Raw genomic sequence first — 20,864 nt, forward strand, 5'->3', positions numbered from 1 at the left:
GGCCGGAGGGTCAAGAGGCCTTGACCCGAGCTCCCGACCCTGCGCTCGCAGGGTCGGGAGTGAGGCGGTTGGTCGATCGCTCAATCGGCCGAACCGACAATGGCGGCGAAGCGCTTCTGCGCATCTTCCACGGTCATGTCCTGCTTGGCGAAGAACTCGGAGAACAGATCCTCCTTCTGCTTCTGCGTATCCTGCGAAAGCAGCTGGTCGGTCCAAGGCATGACATTGCCCTTGGCGAGGATTTCGAGGCCCTTCTTCATGCAGTCGTTCGCCGCCTTGAGGTCGACGTCGCCGCGCACCGGCAGCGAACCTTTCTTGAGATTGAAGGCGACCTGCGTCTTGGGATCGAGCAGCGTGTGGGCCAGCACTTCCTGCGCCTTCGATTTTTCAGGATCCTTCAGCAGCGGGAAGTAGAAAGCGTCGCCGCCGGTGGCGATCATCTCGTTGAGACCGAGGCCCGGAAGGCAAGTATAGTCCTTGCCGGCGACCTGACCGGCAACCTGGAACTCGCCCTGCGCCCAATCACCCATGATCTGGCCGCCGGCCTTGCCGGTGATGACCAGGTTGGTGGCCTGGTTCCAGTCCTGCACATTGGTGTTCTTGGCCATCTTGCGGGCGTCGTCCGCGGCCTTGAAGACCTTGGCCACTTCAGGCCCGGCGGCGAATTCCGCGTCCTTGTCCTTGTAGACCTTGAGGAAGGCGTCGGTGCCGCCGACCGCCGCAAGCAGCACGTCGAAAGCGCCGGAGGCTTGCCAAGGCTGGCCGCCGACCGCGAGCGGCTGGATGCCTGCTTTTTCCAGCGCGGGCGCCGCAGCGACATATTCATTCCAGTTCTTCGGCACCGGCACGCCGGCTTTTTCGAAAGCTGCGTTCGACAGCCACAGCCACTGCCAGGAGTGGATATTGACCGGCACGCAATAGATCTTGCCGTCGAGGGTACAGCCGTCGAGCAGGCTCTTCGGCTGCACGATTTCCGTCCACTTTTCCTTGGTGGCGAGATCGGTGAGGTCGCGCATCAGCCCGGCCTGCACCAATTCTTCCGCCTGGCGGCCGTGATTGAACTGGGTCGCGCCCATCGGGTCGCCGCCGGTGATGCGGCTGATCATGATCGGCCGCGCCGTGCCGCCGGAACCGGCGATAGCGCCGTCCACCCAATGATTGCCGGTTGCGTCGAAAGCCTTGGCGAGTTCGGCGACCGCTGCCGCCTCGCCGCCGGAGGTCCACCAATGGGTGACTTCCAGATCCGTCGCGGCCGCCGGGCCGGCGAATTGCAGCGCGACCGTCGCAGCCAGCGCAGCAGTCATGAGTTGGTATCGCATTTCGTTCCTCCCAGAATCTGAAACGTTACAGATTTTCGATACGGCAATTGCTTGAGGCGCGCAACCCCTCAGGCGAAGGTGGCATCAAGTTTTTTCGAAGCACGAATAAAATCGCTCGGCTCGCCGGACTACCGCACCGCAACAAGAGGGGTTGCACTGCAAAATGGAATGCTGCGACGCCAAAAAACCGGAAAAGCCCGTTTCAATCACGGTTTTGCGCGCCTATTGCAGCACCACTCGTTTTGCGCCTGTCACCAGTGATATGGCGATGGTCGTGACAATCTGTAACGTTTCAGTATATAGCGGTCTCATTCGGTGAAGGCCCGCGGCGAACCCGCGGCCGGCCGATTGCCGGCCTGTCCGGCAACTGGTATGCGCCTGACGGGGCGGGATGAATGAACAGGCATCAAAAAGAGAAGGCCGACGAAGCGTCGGGCCAGGGCCGGCCGACACTGAAGACGCTCGCCTTCATGACCGGGCTGGGCGTCACCACCGTGTCGCGTGCGCTGAAGGACGCGCCCGAGATCGGCGCCGAGACCAGGCGGCGTGTCCAGCTTGTCGCCAAGCAGATCGGTTATCGGCCCAACCGTGCCGGCGTACGCCTGCGCACCGGCAAGACCAATGTCATCAGCCTGGTGCTCAACACCGAGCACGAGATCATGAGCTTTGTCTCGGATATCATCTACGGCGTTTCCGAAGTCATTGCCGACACGCCCTATCATTTGATCGTGACGCCCTACTCGCGCTCGCAGGATCCGCTCGACCCGATCCGCTACCTCGTGGAAACCGGTTCAGCCGACGGCGTCATCATTTCGCGCACGCAGCCGAACGATCCGAGGGCCCGCTATATGCTGGAGCGCGGCATCCCCTTTGCCACGCATGGCCGCACCGATATGGGGCTGATCCATCCCTATCATGATTTCGACAATTACGCTTTCGCAGCCGAAGCAGTGCGCCATCTGGCCGGCCTCGGCCGCCGCCGCCTGGCGCTGCTGGCGCCGCCGGTCGAGCTGACCTATCACGGCCACACGCTCGCCGGCTTTGCCGATGCGCTGAGCGAGGTCGGCGCCAGCGAGATCCCGTTCAACACCGTTTCGATCGATCATTCGATCGAGCAGATCAGAATGCGGACGGCGCAGCTGATGCGCCGCGATGTCAGGCCGGACGGTTTCATCAGCAGCGCCGCCGCCGCGACGCTCGCCATCGTCGCCGGCATCGAAGACGCCGGCCTCAAGCTCGGCCGCGATGTCGATGTGGTATCCAAACAATCGTCGGAGCTTCTGCACCTGTTTCGCAGCGAATTGCTGGTCGTCAACGAGAACTTCCGGCTGGCCGGCGCCGAACTCGCCCGCTCGGTGCTGGGCTGGATCGGCGGCGCCGCACCCGGCACCCTGCAAAGCCTGAGCGAACCGGGCGAAGTCCAGGCCTATCGCCGCCCCGACCAGAGCGGGATACGTTCAGATTGAACTGGGCTCCATCTAACTGTCTTCCCTATGGCAATGGACGGAAGTGGGCGCGCTGTGACGGATCTCTTGCCGTAGTTCCGGAACGCCTAACGTCCTCAACAGGGATGTCGGCTTTCACGCGGCAAGGGGTCGTAGGTGAACGGTCGATTTGGCGGCCCGTTGCTGACAGTCAGCCTTGGCGCCGAGAGCGGACCTGCAGGTTAAGACTGCAAGTCTTCAATATACGGACCGTGGTCGGTCGCATGCGAGATGAAGCTGTCGAGGGGCGATCGAGGATCACCCTCACTGACCCTCCTGAGCAACTTGGGAGATACTAGCCGTTGGAGTAGGATCAAAGTTAGTCAGCTCACAGAACGTGGAAGAAGCAAAAGAACCCGGTTGCGGCGGAAGAAATTCCCCCTGGTGCTTCCATGCGAAGCAGATTTTGATCGTGTCGAAAGATTTTTGTTCTCGGCGTTCATCGAAGCGGCCATCGACAAATACAAGAGAAATTATATGCGCGGTTGCATTTAGAGATTGAGGATCTGCTTTCGCAGCCGTTGACACTGTCAGGAAAAGAGCCAGAGCGATGATGAGCTTGGTGCGATTCATGTCGTCCTCCCTTTCATCCGGTGCCGCCAGGATCGCTTGGAGGCGACGGCCGAATGGGCTATGCTAGGAGGCGCGCCAAGAGGGTGAAATGTCCCGAACGGCCCCTGAAATTGACCTGAAATCTGCTGAAACGGTCACGTTCCGCGGTTTTGTTTTTCTTGCGAACAGCAACGAACTCCGAACCGTGGAAGGCAAAGCGGTCAATCTTCGCAGCCAGTCCGTCGAAGTGCTCTCCGTGCTCGCGGCGCGACCAGGCGAAATCGTGTCCAAGGATGCGATGATGCAGGCGGTTTGGCCCGATACCTTCGTGACCGAAGACAGCCTTACTCAATGCATTGCCGATATTCGCCGCGCATTGGCGGACGACGCGCACGTGATCGTGGAAACCGTGCCTCGGAGAGGCTACCGATTGAACGCCGATCTATCGGACGCGGCAGACCCAAACGGAGCAGCCGGCACGGAACGTGCCAGGACACGATTCTCGCAGCGCGGCTTCATTCTTGCTGCACTCGCTCTCCTTGCGGCAGCGATCGGCGCATACTACGGCGCGGAAGCATGGCGAGCCGCTACCGTTCGTTCGAGCGACATGCCCAGGATTGCAGTCCTTCCCTTCGACGACATGAGTGCCGGTGCGGATAAGGGATATCTCAGCGATGCCGTTGCCGAGGGGATCATCACCGAGCTGGCGCGGAGCAAGACTTATGCCGTCATCGCGCGGAACTCGAGCTTCAGGTACCGCGATAAGCCCATCGACACCAGGCAGATCGGAGATGAACTCGGCGTCGACTACCTGCTCGAAGGCAGCCAGCAGAAGGCCGGAGACCGGCTGAAAGTGACCGCCCAGTTGCTGAATGCGCATGACGGATCGCATGTCTGGGCCAACACCTACAACCGGGAGATCGGCGATCTTTTCGTCGTCCAGGAGGAGATCATCCGCACGCTTGCGGCTCGGGTCGGGCAAAGGATCGAGCGACCCTTGCCACAGAGCGACGCCGCCCGGGTTAGCGCGCTCAGTTATCTCATGATGGGGTCTGCCGCGAACAAAAAGGATTTTTCTGCCGCGGGGAACGAACTGCTGCGGCAGTTCAGCCTCAAGGCGATTGAAGCGGATCCGAACTCCCAATTCGGCTATATTGGGCTGGCCTGGTCCTATCGCTTTGATTCGGTATTCTGGCACAAGCAGGAAAACAATCCCGACGAGGCGTTGAAGCGGGCCGCAGAGTACGCCGACAAGGCCATCCTGCTCGCTCCGGACGATGCCAACGCGCATCAAATCCGCGCCCAAATCCATAGTGAAGCCGGCGAGATCGAGCAGGCCATTGCGCAGTTCGATCAGGCGATCGCCCTGAACCCCAGCGCCTCGAATATCCTCGAGGGCAGTGCGGCCCCGCTGCTCTTTGCCGGCCGCACCGACGAAGCGATCGATCGGATCGAGCAGGCCAAAGGCATCGATCCCTTCTACCCCGACTGGTACAACTGGGACATGGGCTGGGCGCTCTATGAAAAGAACGATTGCGGGGCTGCGCTAACGGCGATGCGGAAAATGTCCCCAATCCCGATCGGCGCACACCGAATGCTTGCGGGGATCTACGCTTGTCTGGGAAACCAGCGGGAGGCAAAGGAAGCGCTTGCGGTTTTCCTCAAAGACTCGCCCGGCGACTCCATCAGCAAACAACGCAAGCAGTGGGAGAAGAACTGGACCGCCCCCGGACCCCTCGAGCGCTGGATCGGACACATGCGGTTCGCGGGCTTGCCGGAGTGACGGCTGACCGTATGCGGCCCGGCAGAAGCCAATTGGCCGCAAAAAACCGTTGAAGCCTTTGTGTTGTGGGCGCTGGTTGCCCTCAAAGCAGGATCATCCTTCGCAAGAATATTGGATGCGGGAACGTCGGCAATGGCAATGGACCGACTTGCGCCATAGTGCGCTCGCACCCCAACTTCTGGAACGGGGCCGACGGCTGCGGTTCATCGGCGATGCCTCGAACTTCCGCAGATGGCGCAACCGCGACCTCCAAAATGGTCGCCAACAATGTCTGATCTCAGGTAGTGACAACAGTCACCTCAATGGCCGATATGCGGCGCAGTCCCGACGTCCAGATGGCGAACCGCCGGACCGGCCCGAGAACTCCCAACGGCGCGCTTGAGATCACCCGCGCGCGGCTCTACTAATCCGAAAACCTCACGCTCACGCCACGCTGCCGAAAATAGGCCTGCATCAACTTGCGGCCCGAGCGGTTGTTCTGCGCCAACTTGGTCGGATCGAACACCGCCTGTTTTATTCCTTCTCGTGTCAGCGCCGCTTTAAGCGTCGCGATATGTGCGTCGATGTTGGCATTGTCCGCCCGGAGGGAGGCATAGATACTTTCGGTCGCCTGGGCCACGGTCGGTTCGCTCACAGGTGTCGTCCTTTGGTTGGTTGAGCGGCGGCTTACCACAGATTCGCGGCTCCGCCGATACCGATTAGACCGTCAATCGTCTCTACCGGCATAGCAGGTTCCCGGCGCGACCCGACACCTCAGTTGGTCGCTGGAGATGTCTGCTTTCTGGCAACCGCAAAATTGGACTCTAGGTCCAAGTCGCGGCGCTAACCCGCGGCGCCGCTTCCCCATGGGCCATGGAAAGCGCCCTGCCCATCGATGCGCTCGAAGCCGTGTGCGCCGAAGAAATCGCGCTGCGCCTGGATCAGGTTCGAAGTGCCGCGGCCCTGCCGGTAGCTGTCGAAATAGGCAAGCGCGGATGACAGGGCCGGCACCGGCGAGCCGGCTTCGGCCGCCCTTGCCACGACACGGCGAAGCGACGGATGTGCCTCCTGCATCAACGAGACGAAAGCCGGCGCCATCAACAGGTTGGTGGCTGCGCCGCCGGCGCCGAAGGCCTCCGCCATCGTATCCAGCAATTGCGAGCGGATGATGCAGCCGGCCCGCCAGATCTTGGCGATCACCGGCATCGGCAGGTTCCAGTTGAATTCCTTCGACGCGCCGCTCATCACCGCGAAGCCCTGCGCGTAAGCGGCGATCTTGCCGGCAAACAGCGCCAGCTCGAGGTCGCCGAGCAGGGCGTCCCTGTCTCCGGAGATCTTGCTCACGCCGCCGCCATAGACCTTTTCGGCGGCAAGCCGCTCGTCCTTGATCGACGACAGCACGCGGGCCGCCACAGCCGCCTCGATCGCGGTGGCCGGGATACCGAGCTGCTGCGCCTCGATCACCGACCATTTGCCGGTGCCTTTCTGGCCGGCGCGGTCGAGGATGATGTCGACCACCGGTTTGCCGGTCTTGGGATCGTCGGCGGCCAGCACTTTGGCGGTGATCTCGATCAGGTACGAGTTGAGCCGGCCCGTGTTCCACTGGGAAAACACCTCGGCGATCTCTTTCGGCCCCATGCCAAGCCCGTCGCGCAATATGCCGTAAATCTCGGCGATCATCTGCATGTCGGCATATTCGATGCCGTTGTGGATGGTCTTGACGAAATGGCCGGCGCCGTCGGTGCCAAGCCACGCCGCGCAAGGCTCGCCCTTGAATTTGGCCGAGATCGCGGTCAGCACCTTTTCGACGCGCTTCCAGGACTCTTCGGTGCCGCCGACCATGATCGAGGGACCGTGGCGAGCGCCCTCCTCGCCGCCCGACACGCCCATGCCGATGAAGGTCAGGCCCGAATCGGTAAGCTCCGAGAAGCGCCGCATCGTATCGCGGAAATTGGCGTTGCCGGCGTCGATGACGATGTCGTTGGCCGACAGCACGCCACGCAATGCCGCGATCTGCTCGTCGACCGGCTTGCCGGCCAGCACCATGATGACGATCGGCCGCGGCGGCCGGATCGCGGCGGCCAGTTCCTCGAGGCTGTAGCAAGGCACCACCCTATCCCTGAGCGCGCCGGCATTTTCGACAAAGGCATCGGTGCGCGCCGCCGTGCGGTTGAAGACGGCGATGCGGTGCCTCTTCTCGGCGATGTTGAGCGCCAGGTTGGAGCCCATCGTGCCAAGGCCGATCAGGCCGATTTCGGCTTTTTCCATTGTTTCTTCCCTGCTTTCGGATCTTGTTGCTTTGAGCCGCGATTGGGTTGGACGCCCATTCTTGATGGCGATGATTGACGGGCCTTCAAGGCCGCGTCAACCGTCTCGCCGAATTGAGTTGCGTGGACCAGCGCTCTCGTCACGGCCTGATGTCGATCGGCGCGTCGATCTTCACCATCTCGAAATCCGAAACCAGGATATCGAGCCGCGCCGTCCATCGGCCGGCGACCGGAATGACGAGATCGTCGACCCGCCAGGTGCCGTCGCCAAGCTTCGTTGCCGGGCGTTTTATCGGCTCGATACCGGAATCGGGCTTTGACAGCACCAGCGTCACCTGCTTGGCGTCGAGCGGGCCGAAATCGCCGGTCATGATGAACATCGAAGCGGCAACAGTCCCGGCATGGCCGGGCGCAATGCTGAGATCGGCCATCGCTTGCAGCGTGTGGATATGCACCGATACCGGCTGCGCCGCGGCGATCGCCAGCGCGCGCGGCGGCGGCGTGAAGCGCCAGCCGGCGGCAACGCCGAAGATCGCCAGCACGATCAGCACCTCGATGGCGATCGAGCGGGCCAGCCGCCGCTGGACTTCCGTTTCGCCCGCATCAGCCGGGGCCGTAAGCTTGAAGCGATTGACGGCGGCGAGCGTGAACAGAAAGCCGAGCAGCACCAGCTTGATCAGCAGCAGCCGGCCGTAAGCGGTATGGACCAGCGCCGACGGCGTTTGCACCTGGATGACGGCGAGCACGATGCCGGCTGCCGCAAGTACGGCCACGACGAGCAGGATCGCTCGCGAAAACCGTCGCAGCAACGGCCCGGCTTTGGCCAGCTGCCGTTTCAAGGCAAGACCGAGCGGCGCCAGCGCGCCGGCCCAGATCGCGATACCGGTGGCGTGCAGAAACACCATCGGCCGGGTCAGCCATTGCGGCTCGGCGGCACTGGCATGCCCGCTGGCGGCAAGCGCTGCGCCGACACCAACCAGTCCGGCCAAGGCCAGCGGCTTTGCGTCGGCGGGCGAGACGACCAGCGATAACAGGCCAAGGCCGAGCGCCATCAGCGCGATCAGCACCGTCCAGCCGAAGCTGGTGCCGAGCCCGGTCTGCCAGATGACCGGCTGCGCCAGCCTGGCAAGCGGCGCGCCAAGCGCATCCAGCCCCTGGAAGCCGAGCGACAGGGGTGCGGCGGCCAGCCCGCACAGGATTGCAGCGACGATCAGGCGCTGGCCGGATCGGCCGCCTTGCGCCAGCCAGGCCAGCGCAAAGGCGCCGCCGACGCCGAAAAACAGGCCGATATAGAGGAATATCTTGCCGATCCAGATCGCCGTTCGAAGCCCCAGGTCGACGGCTTCGGAGGTGGCCGGCGCAGCACTCGGCGCACCGACCGAGAACAGCACCGAGCCGCCGACCGGATGCCCGTCGGCGGAGATGACCCGCCAGCTCAGCACATGCGTGCCGGATTTCAGCGCCTGCGGATTGTCGATCTCGACGGTCTGGCCGCTGAGCCGGAAGGAGCTCAGCGGGATCGACGTGCCGTCGGGCCGCACCACAGTCAGCACCAGCGGCGAAACCGGCTCGCTGAAGGTCAGCGACATCTGAGACGGGCTCTGCGCCAGCACCGCACCGTCAGCCGGCTCGGCCTTGATCAGCGCCGCATGGGCGAAGGCCGGACCAGGCATGGCAATTGCGGCGAGCAGCACGATGGCGGCCAGCAGGCCAGCCGCAAGCCGGCCAGAATAGTTGCCGGCCATGCAAGCTTGCCGCAGGAAGGATGCCGCGCTCATCTCACCGCCAAGAGCAGCGGCGCGCTCATCCGCCAAAGCGCGCCGCTGGAGCTCACTTCTTCGGCAGCAGCTTGAGGCCAGGCGCCGGAAATTCCAGCGCATCCTCAGCCTGCCCGACCGCCGGAATCTCGATCCAGCGATCGGCGACGCCGTCACATTCCTGCACCACCGGGAAATAGAGCGTTTGACTTGCCGGCAGGTCGGACGCCAGTGTCGCGCGAAAGACGAATTCGTCGTAGAACTCGTCCGGCAGGCTGCCGGCGCTCCAGTCGATCTCCTTGACGCCGCTGGTCACTGCCTGGCCGTAAAGCTGGTAGGACTTCTCGTATTTGCCGTTCTTGACCTGCAGCGTCCAACCCGGCTTCGGCATCGGTTTGACCGAAAGCACCCCTTCCGGGATCTGCACGCGCAGCGCGGTCGTCGCCTTGCCCTCGCAGCCATGCGGCACCCGAAGAACCGCCTTGTAGGTCGAGCCGACCGCCGCCTCCGGCGTTTCGAGCGTAATGTGGGCAAAGGCCGCGCTGGTCCCGAGGACAAGAAGCACGCAGCCGGGCAAAAGAGATTTCTTCATGACGGTACCTCTCGAAGCGGCCAAGTCAGTCGTCGTCCTGGGGCGCCGCGCTGCCGATGCCTTGCACGGCGAATTCAATCTGCACGGGCCCGGCTTTCTCGAAGGTCAACGTGGCGGAGAACATTTCGCCCTCCTTGGGCTGCCGCTTCAAATCCATGAACATCAAATGATAGCCGTTGGGCGCCAATGCGACCTTGCCACCGGCCGGGATTTCAAGGCCGCCGGTGACCGGCCGCATGGTCATGACGCCATTGCTGACGCTCATCTCATGCAGTTCGGCCTTGGCCGAGATGTCGGAGGTGATCGACAGCAGGCGATCCGCCGCACTGCCGGTGTTGGTGATGGTGAAGTAGCCGCCGGCTACCTTGGCACCGGATGGTGTGGCGCGCGACCAGGGGTGCCCGATCTCGAGATCGCCAAGCTTGAACTCATGTGCCAACACCGTCTGGGCGCTGGCGAACAGGAGGGCAAGAACGCAAAGGGCGACGCCGAGACGCTGCTCGAAACCACCCAGTGCGAAGCGCCTGCGGCTGGATGCGGCAGCGCGAAAAGAGTGAGACATGATTGCTCCGTGGACTTTAATGGGGGATCGCGCCGATGGCCGGTCGCGAACGATGTCGATAAACGCGCCGGCAAAGCGTTGCGCGGCGCGAACCAGAACGGATCAGGCCGTCGCCGGTGGTGCGCGCGGATTGGACGGAGTGCGGGCGCGGGCGAAATCGCGATGCCGGAAGGCCGGCAGGACAAAGGCGATGGTTTCGACGGAAAGGCCGCGAGACAGGCTGCCGGCGGCACCGGGCGGCGCGTAGATCGCCGAGACCAGGTTGCAGCCAAGCATGCAGCAAGCCGGCATGTGCTGCTGATGCGGATCGCCGGCGGGGAGTTGCGCCGCACCGTCATGGGTGCAGATCGTGTTGCCGAAAGCATCGAATTGCGAGGCGTTCGGCGCGACGCCGGAAGCAAACGCGCCGAACATCGACTGGAGCACGAAAAGCCACGCCGCGGCGAACGCGACCGGCATGCTCCATCGTCTCCGGCGTATGGTCAAGAACCAGCCTCTTCACGCAGCAACGTCAGCTCTCTCTAGCACGGAGCCGGCGGCCGGAAAATCGCCAAAACGTTGCTGCGGCAACGCAACACAATCACGCGCGCAGCGGCTGCCTGCCCTCGGGAATCGATGTCAGCAGCGTGTGGCGAGCCGATTTCAGGTGCTTGCGGCAGGCGGCGTCGACCTTGGCGAGATCGCGCGATTTGAGCGCGGCGATATAGGCGAGATGCTCCTGGACCGCGACTTCGTTGCGCTCGCGCTCCTGGGCCTTGTTCCACTGGTAGTGGTAGTGGAAGATCATGGCGATGACGTCGTAGAAATCGACGATGAAGCGGTTGTGCGACGCCCGGTGGATCAGCCGGTGAAAGCGCTCGTCAAGCTCGGAGAATTCGTTGAAACGCACGGCGATCTCGCGTGCCAGCCGGTGATGCTCGTCTTCCAGGCCGTCGAGGTCGGCCCACACCGGGCTGTCCTCGGGCAGAGCGGCAAAGGCTGCGGCCGAGCGCAGTTCGAACATCTCGCGGATTTCGGTCAGCTCCAGCGCGAAGGCGCGGGTAAAGCCTTTCAGCACCCAATGGCTGTTGCGGCGCTTCTCGATCAGCCCAAAGCGCGAGAAGCGGATCAGGAATTCGCGCACGCTGGTGGTGCCGACGCCGATCTCGCGCGCCAGTTCGAGCTCGTTGATCTGCATGCCGGCTTCGGCTCCGCTGGCAAGCAGCCGCCGCATGAAGGAGCGCTCGATGATCTCGGCCAGCGTGTCGGTTTCTTCCTCGGGGAAGAAATCGTCCGGCCGCGGTTCGCGCAGAACCGTCTTGCTGCGCTTGTTCCAGTCGATCAGCCCGGTCTCTTCCATGCGCGCAAGAATGGTGCGGACCGTCGTGCGGCTGACGCCGAGCAGCGTGCCCAGCTCCGGCTCCGAAGGCAGGCTCCTGGTTTCGTCGAGCAGCCTCAGACCGCGATTATAGGCATCCTTGTAAACGTTGTTGCTCTTCGACATCCCCTGCCCCGTGGCGCGCCGGCGTTTGCGTCCGACGTGAAGCGTTTCTCGCGCATGACCGGTACCGCTTCGGAAAACATCATGCGCAACGCTGGTTTTGGTTGTAGAGCCTACTTCGCGCATCCAAAAGACGCGTCGCGCTCTCGCGAAAAAACAATTGACGCAAAAATGTTTTTTCACGATAAAAGACATTATATGTTAAGAGCCGCGTGTCAATCCGCTCGCGCACCCAGGAACACACCCAGGAAGCTCCCGTGAACGCCGCAAACAGCATTCTTCTGTCTCCCGCCGACAATGTCGCGGTCGCCAATGGCCGCATCGAGATCGGCACCGTGCTGCCGGGCGGCGCCGTCGCCGCCGCAGTGATCGAGCCGGGCCACAAGGTGGCGATCAAGCTGATTGCGGCCGGCGAAGCCGTGGTCAAATACGCGCAGGCGATTGGCCGCGCCACGCAGGACATCGCGCCCGGCGAGCATGTCCATTCGCACAATCTGGTTTTCGAAAGCGGGCGTTTGCCGGTGGTGCCGCCGAGCGAAGCGGTGCATGCGACCGAGGCCGACCGCGCCCGCACCTTCATGGGCTACCGCCGCGCCGACGGCCGCGCCGGCACGCGCAACTTCATCGGCATTCTCGCCAGCGTCAATTGCTCGGCCACCGTCTGCCACGCCATCGCTGACGCGGCGAACCGCACGCTTCTGCCGCAATATCCCGGCATCGACGGCTTCGTCCCGATCGTCCACGGCCAGGGCTGCGGCATGAGCGCCACCGGCGACGGCATGATGGTGCTGCACCGCACGCTGGCCGGCTATGCCCGTCATCCGAATTTCGGTGGTGTGCTGATGGTCGGGCTCGGCTGCGAGGTCAACCAGCTCACCCTCTACGGCCAGAAGGGCGTCGCCGCGGGAAAACGCCATTTCAACATCCAGGAAGCCGGCGGCTCGCGCAAATCGGTCGAGAAGGCGCTGGTCGTGCTGGCCGAGATCGCCGAAGAGGTCGGCAAGCTTCAGCGTGAGCCGATCCCGGTCAGCGAGATCGTCGTCGGCCTGCAATGCGGCGGCTCCGACGGCATGTCCGGCATCACCGCCAATCCGGCGCTGGGTGCCGCGGTCGACATCCTGGCCGGCGTCGGCGGCATCGGCATCCTCTCCGAAACGACGGAGATCTACGGCGCCGAGCACCTGCTTGCCTATCGCGCCGCAACCCCCGAGATCGCCGCCAAGCTCGACGGCTACGTCAAATGGTGGGAAGACCACGTCGCCAAGCATGGCGCATCCATCGACAATAATCCCTCGCCGGGCAACAAGCGCGGCGGCCTGACCACCATCCTGGAAAAGTCGCTCGGCGCGGTTGCCAAGGGCGGCCAGACGCCGCTCAACGGCGTCTTCGGCTATGCCGAAAAAGTCACCGGGCACGGGCTGGTGTTCATGGACACGCCCGGCTACGACCCGGTCTCGGCCACCGGCCAGGTGGCGGGCGGCGCCAACGTCATCGTGTTCACCACCGGCCGCGGCTCCTGCTTCGGCTGCCGGCCGACGCCGTCGATCAAGGTCGCCAGCAACTCGACCATGTATCACACCATGGAAGAGGACATGGACGTGAATTGCGGCGTCATCGCCTCCGGCGAAAAGACCATCGCCGGCATGGGCCGCGAGATCTTCGAACTGATCGTCGAGACGGCTTCGGGCCGCAAGACCAAGAGCGAGGAGTTCGGCTACGGCGATAACGAGTTCGTGCCATGGCACCTCGGAGCGACGCTCTAAGCCGGACGCCCGCTGCAGTCGCGAACACGATGCGGTCGCCAGGTTTCCCAGTTGCTCCAGTCAAAAAAGAATGAACATTCTATATTGACTGGTCGATGGAATTAATATTCCATGCTGGATATTGGAGGAGATTGGCAACGGAGTTCCGACGGAGAAAACCCTTCCGCCCAGCCATTCGAAGCGGCCATCAAACATCGCTTGCGCCGACCGAGTTGATGCACTATCAAAATGCGGTAAATGTTTTTTATTGATAAAGTTCCGTTTGGGCCGCGCCATCCGAATGGAGCTTCCGTAACATTCACCGGGCGACTTAGGGAGGACTCCTAATGAAATTCGTGACCAGCATTCTCAATCGCCGCGCCTTCGTGGCACTTGCAGCCGCCTCGATGCTTGCCGGCGTGATGCATTCGGCCCCGGCATCCGCGGCCGACGCGACCATTCCGATCATCGTCAAGGACACCACGTCCTTCTACTGGCAGATCGTCCTGGCCGGAGCCCGCAAGGCCGGCAAGGATCTCGGCGTCAACGTGCCGGAACTCGGCGCCCAGGCAGAGACCGACGTCAACGGCCAGATCTCGATCCTCGAAAATGCTGTCGCCGGCAACCCGGCCGCCGTCGTCATCGCGCCGACCGAAGCCAAGGCGCTCGGCAAGCCGATCGACGAGGCCGCCACCAAGGTCAAGATCATCGGTATCGACTCCGGCGCCGACTCCAAGGCCTTCACCTCGTTCCTGACCACCGACAACATCCAGGGCGGCCGCGTCGCCGCTGACGGCCTTGCCGCAGCCATCGGCGAAGCCAATGGCGGCAAGGTCGAGGGCGACGTCGCCCTGATCACCGCGCTTCCGGGCGCCGGCTCGCTCGAGCAGCGCGCCCAGGGTTTTAAGGAACAGCTCGCCGCCAAATATCCCGGCCTCAAGCTGGTCGCCGACAAATACGCCGACGGCCAGGCCACCACCGGCCTCAACATCGCCACCGACCTGATCACCGCCAACCCCAACCTCAAGGGCATCTTCGCCTCCAACCTGATCATGGCGCAGGGCGTCGGTCAGGCGATCGCCGAGAACAGCCTCGCAGGCAAGGTCGGGCTGGTCGGCTTCGACAGCGACGAGAAGCTGATCAAGTTCCTCAATGACGGCGTCATTTCGGCTCTCGTCGTCCAGGATCCGTACCGGATGGGCTATGACGGCATCAAGACGGCGCTCGCCGCCTCGAAGGGCGAGAAGGTCGAGGCCAATGTCGACACCGGCGCCAATTTGGTGACCAAGGCCAACATGAAGGATCCGAAGATCGACGCGCTGCTCAACCCCAAGCTCGACTGAGTATAGCCGCAAGTGAACTGTTTCCGGGGCCTTTTCGCCCCGGAAACATCCCACTCGTGCCAATCGCGAGGCCAATCTTTGGGGGCCAATCTGGGAGGATTGTCATGATGTCGACGGCGCAGGAACTCCATCCGGCCCCAACGCTTGAACCGGGCAGGACCATCCTCGAACTCCGCGGACTGGAAAAGCGCTATCCCGGCACCCACGCGCTGAAGCCGGTCGACCTCGCCTTCAAGGCCGGCGAGATCCACGCCATCGTCGGCGAGAACGGCGCCGGCAAATCCACCCTGATCAAGCTTCTGACCGGCGTCATGCCGCGCACCTCCGGCGACGTCATCTGGGAGGGCAAGCCTGCCGCATTGGCGACGCCGCATGAAGCGATGGCGCTCGGCATCAATGCCGTGCATCAGGAAGTCGTCCTGTGCCGCCATCTCACCGTCGCCGCCAACATGTTCCTCGGCGAGGAGGATGCACGTTTCGGCATCCTGCAGCAGCGGGCGATGGTCAGGCAGGCGCAGAAGATCATCGACGATCTCGGCTTCGACCTGCCGGCGCATGTCATGCTGGGTGACCTGACCATCGGCCAGCAGCAGCTGATCGCCGCCGCCCGCGCCACCGTGCGCGGCACCAAATTCCTGATCTTCGACGAACCGACCGCCTACCTCACCCGCAAGGAGGCCGACCAGCTGTTCACGCTGATCCGCCGGCTGAAGGGCGAAGGCGTCACCATCATCTACATCAGCCATCGCATGGAAGAAGTGTTCGAGCTCGCCGACCGCGTCTCGGTGCTGCGCGACGGCACGCTGGTCGGCACCAGGAACATTGCCGAGACCAATGACGCCGAGCTGGTCAAGATGATGATCAACCGCTCGATCGAGCAGGTCTACCACAAGGAGCATTTCACCCCCGGCGCGATGCTTGTAGAAACCAGGAACCTGTCCGGCAAGGGTTTCGAAAATGTCTCGATGTCCGTCCGCGCCGGCGAGATCGTCGGCCTCTATGGCCTGATCGGCGCCGGGCGCAGCGAGTTCGTCACCACGCTCTATGGCCGGCACCGCAAATCGGCCGGCCAGATCCTGTGGGAGGGCAAGGAGGTCAAGGTCAATTCCGAACATGACGCGATCAGGCTCGGCATGGCGCTGGCCCCGGAAAGCCGCCGCGACCAGGGCCTCTGCCTCAACCTGCCGGTCGGACTCAACCTCAATCTGCCGATCTACAAGCGCATCTCGAGCAATCTGCTGATCTCCCGCGCGCAGGAAAAGGCGCAGGCCGATCGCCAGATCGCCGACCTGCGTATCAAGACGCCGACGCGCAGCGCCCTGGCCTCCAGCCTGTCCGGCGGCAACCAGCAGAAGATCGTCATCGGCAAATGGCTCGCCCATGGCGCCAAGCTGTTCATCTTCGACGAGCCGACTGTCGGCGTCGATGTCGGCACCAAGGCCGAGATCTACCGCCTGTTTGGCGCGCTGCTGTCCAAGGGAGCCGGCATCATCCTGATCTCGTCCTACCTGCCTGAGGTCTATGAGCTCGCCGACACGCTGCACGTGTTCCGGCGCGGCAAGCTGGTGGCCACGCATGGGTTTCGTACCGCTGATCACGAGGAGATCCTCACCCAGGCGCTGGCCGAGAAACAAGAAAGACCGGGAGGACGGATATGAGCACCGAGGCGATCGCTGTCGAAAGGCCGAAACGCAACTACAACGCCCTGTTCGGGCTGACACTGCTGGCGCTGCTGGTTCTTTTGTGGGTCATCCTGTCGGTGGCGACGCCGAGCTTCGCCTCGGCGAACAACATCTCGAACCTGTTGCGGCAAGGGTCGATGATCGCCATCCTGGCGGTCGGCCAGACCTTCGTCATCATCACCGGCGGCATCGACCTTTCCGTCGGCGCCGTGGTTGGCTTCGCCACCGTCATCGTCGCGATGCTGATCAACGCCGGCACACCGGTTTTCCTCGCCATCCTGATCACCTTGCTGGTCGGCGTCGCCATCGGCATGTTCCACGGCTTCGGCATCGTCAAGATGGGCCTGCCGCCCTTCATCATCACCTTGGCAACGCTGACCTCGCTGCGCGGCATCGGTCTGTTGATGACCAACGGCAACTCGATCTCGATCAACAACGACGCCTTCCAGACATTCTCGCGCAGTTCCTTCGTCGGCGTCCCCAATCTGTTCTGGATGGTGATCCTGGTCGGCATCCCGGCCTACATCTTCCTGCACCACAGCCGCTGGGGCCGCTATCTGTTCTCGGTCGGCTCCAACGCCGAGGCGTCGCGTCTGTCGGGCGTCAACGTCCAGCGCACCATCTACATGGCCTACACGCTATCCGGGCTGTGCGCGGCCTTCGTCGGTGTGCTGCTTGCCTCGCGCATCGGCATCGGCAATCCGACGCAGGCCGAGGGCTGGGAATTGCAGGCGATCGCCTCTTCGGTGATCGGCGGCACCTCGCTGTTCGGCGCTGTCGGCTCCGTGCACGGGCCGCTGCTCGGCGCCTTCATCCTTGCCACCATCAACAACGGCGCCAATCTGCTCAACGTCAACGCCTTCTGGCAGCGCATCATCACCGGCGTGCTGATCATCGTCATCGTCTATTTCGACGGGCTGCGCCGCCGCGGCAAATAGACCGCCTCCCAACAACCGCCGGCCTCGCGACAGCAGAGCCGGCGGTGCCATGAACCGACTGGATTGAAGCATGAAAGCCGTCGTCTGCCGCTCGCCCGGCGAACTTGTCCTCGAAGATCGTCCGGCGCCTGGCGCGCCCCCCGCCGGCTGGGCGCTGGTCGCCGTCAGCCATGTCGGCATCTGCGGCACCGACTATCACATCTTCGAAGGCAAGCACCCGTTCCTCGCCTACCCCCGCATCATGGGCCACGAGGTTTCCGGCACCGTGATCGAGATTGGCGAGGGCGTCGATCTCGCCGTCGGCGAAGCGGTGATCGTCAATCCCTATCTCGCCTGCGGCAAATGCATCGCCTGCCGGCAAGGCAAGCCCAATTGCTGCGTCAGGATCGAGGTGCTCGGCGTCCACCGCGACGGCGCCATGTGCGAGCAGATCCTGGTGCCGGCGCAAAATCTTTATCCGGCAAACGGCCTGTCGCTGGCCGATGCCGCCGCCATCGAATTCCTGGCGATCGGCGCCCATGCCGTGCGGCGCTCGCTGGCTGATCCAGGTGCGCGCGCGCTGGTCATCGGCGCCGGCCCGATCGGGCTCGGCACGGCGCTGTTCGCCCGCATCGCCGGGCTCGACGTGACGCTGCTCGACATGAGTGCGGAGAGGCTGGGTTTCGCCGAAAGCGAACTCGGCTTCGCGACCCTCGACGGCTCGCGAGGCACCGCTGCCGACCTGGTGCGGGACGCAACCGGCGGCGACGGCTTCGACGTGGTTTTCGATGCCACCGGCAACACCCAGTCGGTGCAGTCGGCCTTCGCCCATGTCGCGCATGGCGGAGCGCTGGTCCTGGTCAGCGTCGTCAAGGACGACATCGCCTTTTCCGATCCCGAATTCCACAAGCGCGAGATGATGCTGATCGGCAGCCGCAACGCCCTGCGCGCCGATTTCGACCATGTCGCTGCCTCGATCCGCAACGGCGCGGTGCCCTTGGCGAAGCTCGTCACCCATCGCACTACGCTTGGCGAAACGCCGCACGACCTCGCCCGCTGGGCGCATGAGAAGTCCGGCCTGATCAAGGCTGTGATCGAGGTGGGGTCATAACATGGCAGGCGGTGAACCCGGCCCGAATTGACGACGCCCCGCGCAGGTCGACCCCCACTCCGCCTCGGCTTCGCCGAGCCACCTCTCCCCCGATCGACGGGGTAGAGGAAGGCTGCGAGCCTATTGCAGCCAACGCTCCTCAACCAGACTCCCTCCTTCTCCCGCCGTCAGCGGGCTCCCTTCCTCTCCCTCCGGAGGGGGAGAGGTGGCTCGGCGAAGCCGAGACGGAGTGGGGGAAGGCGGTCCTCAAACGCCAAGCCGCTGATAAGTAAGCGCGACCGAGCCGGTATGATATCAGCGTGAGTCAGATAAATCACGGTCTCGTACCGGCCGGCACTACCTACAGCGCCGACAGATTGAGCTCGATCCGCTCGGCCGGGAAGCGCGACTCCGAAAACTGGATCGGCTGACCGTCGGGCGTGACGTTGACGGCGACGGTCACCAGCACGATGGCGCCGGGTTGCAGGTCGAGGTCGGCAAGGTCGGCGGCATCGGCATGGCGCGCCGACAGCACGGTCGATTGCCTGAGATAGTCGTCAATGCCGAAACGTGCCAGCGATGCTGTGATCGAACCGGTTTCCTCCATGGCGGCATCGATGCCGGCAAAGCGCCTGGCATCGAACCAGCCGGCCGCGCGGGACACCGGCATTCCATCGGCTTCGCCGCGCGTTTCCAGGCGTATCACCTCGGCCCCCGTCGCAAGGCCCAAGCCCTCTGCGACACGACGGTTGGCCGGCTCGACCGACGACGCCAGCAAAGTGATATGCCGCTCGGACGCCTGTCCTTGCAATCCCTCGGAAAAGCGTGTGCGGGCACCGATCGGATAGGACAGCCGCCTGCGCGACAGCACGAAGGTGCCGCGCCCCTGCTCCGCCCTGAGCACGCCCTCCTGCACCAGCGCTGCGATAGCGCTGCGCACTGTGTGGCGGTTGACGCCATAGCGTCCGGCCAACGCGATCTCGGGCGGCAGCGCGGCATTCTCGGGAAAATCGCCGACGGCGATTGAATGCAGGATCTGGTCGGCGATCTGTCGCCACAGCGCGACACCGCTGCGCCGCTCGATGCTGCTGGGCTGCCCGATCATTTCCGCCCCCGATCTTTTTGCCCCAGACATTTTCCTCGTGTCATGCACTCGTCATGGACACGCATTAGAAAATAGATATAATTTGTATAGTTGTCTATATCAATAGACAAGTTTTTGGTGACAAGGGACTGTTAACTATGCGAGGACGGGAAGCGCGAGAGCAGGCCGAGCGCAAGGCCGTGATGGCGACGCTGGCACAATCGGCCGGCGACGATATCGTCCGCCTGTGGGACGAAGCCGGCCTGCCTTCCGAAGCGGAGCTTCTGCGTGGCCCCGAAACCGGCCTGGTTACCGTGCGCGGCCGCATTGGCGGCGGCGGCGCGCCCTTCAATGTTGGCGAGGCGACGGTCACGCGCGCCACGGTGCGGCTTGCGTCCGGCCATGTCGGCCACTGCTACGCGCTTGGCCGCGACAAGCAGAAGGCAAGGCTGGCGGCAATCGCCGATGCGCTGTGGCAGGACCCGGCCCACCGCAACGAGGTCGAGACCAGGCTCGTCGCGCCCTTGCAGGCGGCGCTGGCCAAGGCGCGTGACCAGCGCCGCGCCGAGACGGCGGCGACCAAGGTCGATTTCTTCACCATGGTGCGCGGAGAAGACTGATGGACGCTGCTGTGCAATCGATCGAAGGCGGCTTCGCCGATCCGGTATTCAACGCGCAGACCGTATTCCGCGCCGTCATGGACGCGATGGCGCGGCCGGGCAGCGTGCAGCCCTTGCCGGCCCTCGCCCACCCGCCGGCGCCGCTGTCGGCCACCGCCGGCGCCATTGCGCTGGCGCTGTGCGATAACGACACGCCGCTCTGGCTCGACCCGGTCTTGCAGGGATCGGCAGCGGTGAAATCCTGGCTTGGCTTCCATACCGGCGCACCGCTGGCCAACACCCCGGCCGACGCGCATTTTGCGCTGATCGCCACGCCGGCGGAGATGATGGCGCTCGACGGGTTTTCGCAAGGCACCCAGGATTATCCCGATCGTTCGACGACGCTGATCCTCGAGGTCGGCGATTTCGTCTCCGGCGCTCCGCTGCTGCTCGAAGGCCCCGGCATCGAGACGACGGCGACGATCGCGCCGGCGCAAATGCCGCGTCATTTCGTCGAGCAATGGAAGCAGAACAACCAGCGCTTTCCGCGTGGCGTCGACATCATCCTCGCCACGTCCGACGCGATTGCGTGCCTGCCGCGCACGACGCGCATCAAGACGATGGAGGCGTAG

Annotated in this window: 19 protein-coding genes; 9 read left to right on the forward strand and 10 right to left on the reverse strand. The window is 63.7% G+C overall.

Translation table 11 applies throughout. The features are described from left to right. Positions 1 to 80: 80 nt before the first annotated feature. Positions 81 to 1,319 carry an ABC transporter substrate-binding protein gene (locus AC0L2X_RS26905; RefSeq protein WP_292663281.1) on the reverse strand — a complete coding sequence of 413 codons (1,239 nt, stop codon included), beginning with the start codon at positions 1,317 to 1,319 and terminating at the stop codon, positions 81 to 83. Between the two features lie 395 nt (positions 1,320 to 1,714). Here AC0L2X_RS26905 and AC0L2X_RS26910 point away from each other — a divergent pair, with 395 nt between their 5' ends. After that, positions 1,715 to 2,785, forward strand: a complete 1,071-nt coding sequence (locus AC0L2X_RS26910; RefSeq protein WP_473600658.1) for a LacI family transcriptional regulator — start codon at positions 1,715 to 1,717, stop codon at positions 2,783 to 2,785. A 282-nt stretch (positions 2,786 to 3,067) separates the two neighbouring features. Here the strand turns inward: AC0L2X_RS26910 and AC0L2X_RS26915 are convergent, their stop codons facing one another. After that, positions 3,068 to 3,376: a hypothetical protein gene (locus AC0L2X_RS26915; protein WP_352491751.1), complete on the reverse strand. Its 309-nt coding sequence runs from the start codon at positions 3,374 to 3,376 to the stop codon at positions 3,068 to 3,070. A gap of 88 nt (positions 3,377 to 3,464) precedes the next feature. On the opposite strand from AC0L2X_RS26915, the gene AC0L2X_RS26920 reads away from it, so the two are divergent. After that, positions 3,465 to 5,138, forward strand: coding sequence for a winged helix-turn-helix domain-containing tetratricopeptide repeat protein (locus tag AC0L2X_RS26920; protein ID WP_473600659.1), 1,674 nt, complete (start codon positions 3,465 to 3,467; stop codon positions 5,136 to 5,138). A 403-nt stretch (positions 5,139 to 5,541) separates the two neighbouring features. Here the strand turns inward: AC0L2X_RS26920 and AC0L2X_RS26925 are convergent, their stop codons facing one another. From AC0L2X_RS26925 to AC0L2X_RS26955, 7 genes are all read right to left on the reverse strand, one after another. After that, positions 5,542 to 5,772 carry a hypothetical protein gene (locus tag AC0L2X_RS26925; RefSeq protein ID WP_352491753.1) on the reverse strand — a complete coding sequence of 77 codons (231 nt, stop codon included), beginning with the start codon at positions 5,770 to 5,772 and terminating at the stop codon, positions 5,542 to 5,544. A 188-nt stretch (positions 5,773 to 5,960) separates the two neighbouring features. After that, positions 5,961 to 7,385, reverse strand: coding sequence for an NADP-dependent phosphogluconate dehydrogenase (gene gndA, locus AC0L2X_RS26930; protein ID WP_473600660.1), 1,425 nt, complete (start codon positions 7,383 to 7,385; stop codon positions 5,961 to 5,963). Positions 7,386 to 7,524: 139 nt separating this feature from the next. Then, on the reverse strand, positions 7,525 to 9,162 hold the full coding sequence (locus tag AC0L2X_RS26935) for a copper resistance CopC/CopD family protein (protein ID WP_473600661.1): 1,638 nt from the start codon (positions 9,160 to 9,162) through the stop codon (positions 7,525 to 7,527). Positions 9,163 to 9,214: 52 nt separating this feature from the next. Beyond that, positions 9,215 to 9,733 (reverse strand): YcnI family copper-binding membrane protein, encoded by a 519-nt coding sequence (locus tag AC0L2X_RS26940; RefSeq protein ID WP_473600662.1) that lies wholly within the window; start codon positions 9,731 to 9,733, stop codon positions 9,215 to 9,217. Between the two features lie 25 nt (positions 9,734 to 9,758). Further along, positions 9,759 to 10,295 carry a copper chaperone PCu(A)C gene (locus AC0L2X_RS26945; RefSeq protein ID WP_352491756.1) on the reverse strand — a complete coding sequence of 179 codons (537 nt, stop codon included), beginning with the start codon at positions 10,293 to 10,295 and terminating at the stop codon, positions 9,759 to 9,761. A 102-nt stretch (positions 10,296 to 10,397) separates the two neighbouring features. Further along, on the reverse strand, positions 10,398 to 10,754 hold the full coding sequence (locus tag AC0L2X_RS26950; RefSeq protein ID WP_352491757.1) for a DUF2946 family protein: 357 nt from the start codon (positions 10,752 to 10,754) through the stop codon (positions 10,398 to 10,400). Positions 10,755 to 10,875: 121 nt separating this feature from the next. Then, a complete protein-coding gene (locus AC0L2X_RS26955; protein ID WP_352491758.1) occupies positions 10,876 to 11,778 on the reverse strand; it encodes a GntR family transcriptional regulator in 903 nt (300 codons plus the stop codon). Between the two features lie 254 nt (positions 11,779 to 12,032). Here AC0L2X_RS26955 and AC0L2X_RS26960 point away from each other — a divergent pair, with 254 nt between their 5' ends. The 5 genes from AC0L2X_RS26960 to AC0L2X_RS26980 all read left to right on the forward strand — a co-directional run bounded on the left by AC0L2X_RS26960 (position 12,033) and on the right by AC0L2X_RS26980 (position 18,570). Beyond that, entirely contained in the window at positions 12,033 to 13,538 is a 1,506-nt protein-coding gene (locus AC0L2X_RS26960) for a UxaA family hydrolase (protein WP_473600663.1), read from the forward strand. Between the two features lie 326 nt (positions 13,539 to 13,864). Then, complete coding sequence (locus AC0L2X_RS26965; RefSeq protein ID WP_023675208.1) at positions 13,865 to 14,860, forward strand: ABC transporter substrate-binding protein; 996 nt, start codon at positions 13,865 to 13,867, stop codon at positions 14,858 to 14,860. A 104-nt stretch (positions 14,861 to 14,964) separates the two neighbouring features. Further along, positions 14,965 to 16,518, forward strand: a complete 1,554-nt coding sequence (locus AC0L2X_RS26970; protein WP_473600664.1) for a sugar ABC transporter ATP-binding protein — start codon at positions 14,965 to 14,967, stop codon at positions 16,516 to 16,518. Beyond that, the gene (locus AC0L2X_RS26975; protein WP_292664616.1) at positions 16,515 to 17,480 is read left to right on the forward strand and encodes an ABC transporter permease; all 966 of its coding nucleotides are present in this window, start codon (positions 16,515 to 16,517) and stop codon (positions 17,478 to 17,480) included. Before AC0L2X_RS26970 ends, AC0L2X_RS26975 begins: the two co-directional genes overlap by 4 nt. A 70-nt stretch (positions 17,481 to 17,550) precedes the next feature. Beyond that, complete coding sequence (locus AC0L2X_RS26980) at positions 17,551 to 18,570, forward strand: zinc-binding alcohol dehydrogenase family protein (protein WP_352491762.1); 1,020 nt, start codon at positions 17,551 to 17,553, stop codon at positions 18,568 to 18,570. A gap of 340 nt (positions 18,571 to 18,910) precedes the next feature. On the opposite strand, the gene phnF is transcribed toward AC0L2X_RS26980, so the two are convergent. Further along, positions 18,911 to 19,654 carry a phosphonate metabolism transcriptional regulator PhnF gene (gene phnF, locus AC0L2X_RS26985; protein WP_352491763.1) on the reverse strand — a complete coding sequence of 248 codons (744 nt, stop codon included), beginning with the start codon at positions 19,652 to 19,654 and terminating at the stop codon, positions 18,911 to 18,913. A gap of 137 nt (positions 19,655 to 19,791) precedes the next feature. On the opposite strand from phnF, the gene phnG reads away from it, so the two are divergent. Together phnG and phnH are read left to right on the forward strand one after the other, a co-directional pair. After that, complete coding sequence (phnG, locus tag AC0L2X_RS26990; protein ID WP_352491764.1) at positions 19,792 to 20,253, forward strand: phosphonate C-P lyase system protein PhnG; 462 nt, start codon at positions 19,792 to 19,794, stop codon at positions 20,251 to 20,253. Next, positions 20,253 to 20,864 carry a phosphonate C-P lyase system protein PhnH gene (gene phnH / locus AC0L2X_RS26995; RefSeq protein WP_352491765.1) on the forward strand — a complete coding sequence of 204 codons (612 nt, stop codon included), beginning with the start codon at positions 20,253 to 20,255 and terminating at the stop codon, positions 20,862 to 20,864. Before phnG ends, phnH begins: the two co-directional genes overlap by 1 nt.

Source organism: Mesorhizobium sp. WSM4828 (assembly GCF_055811175.1).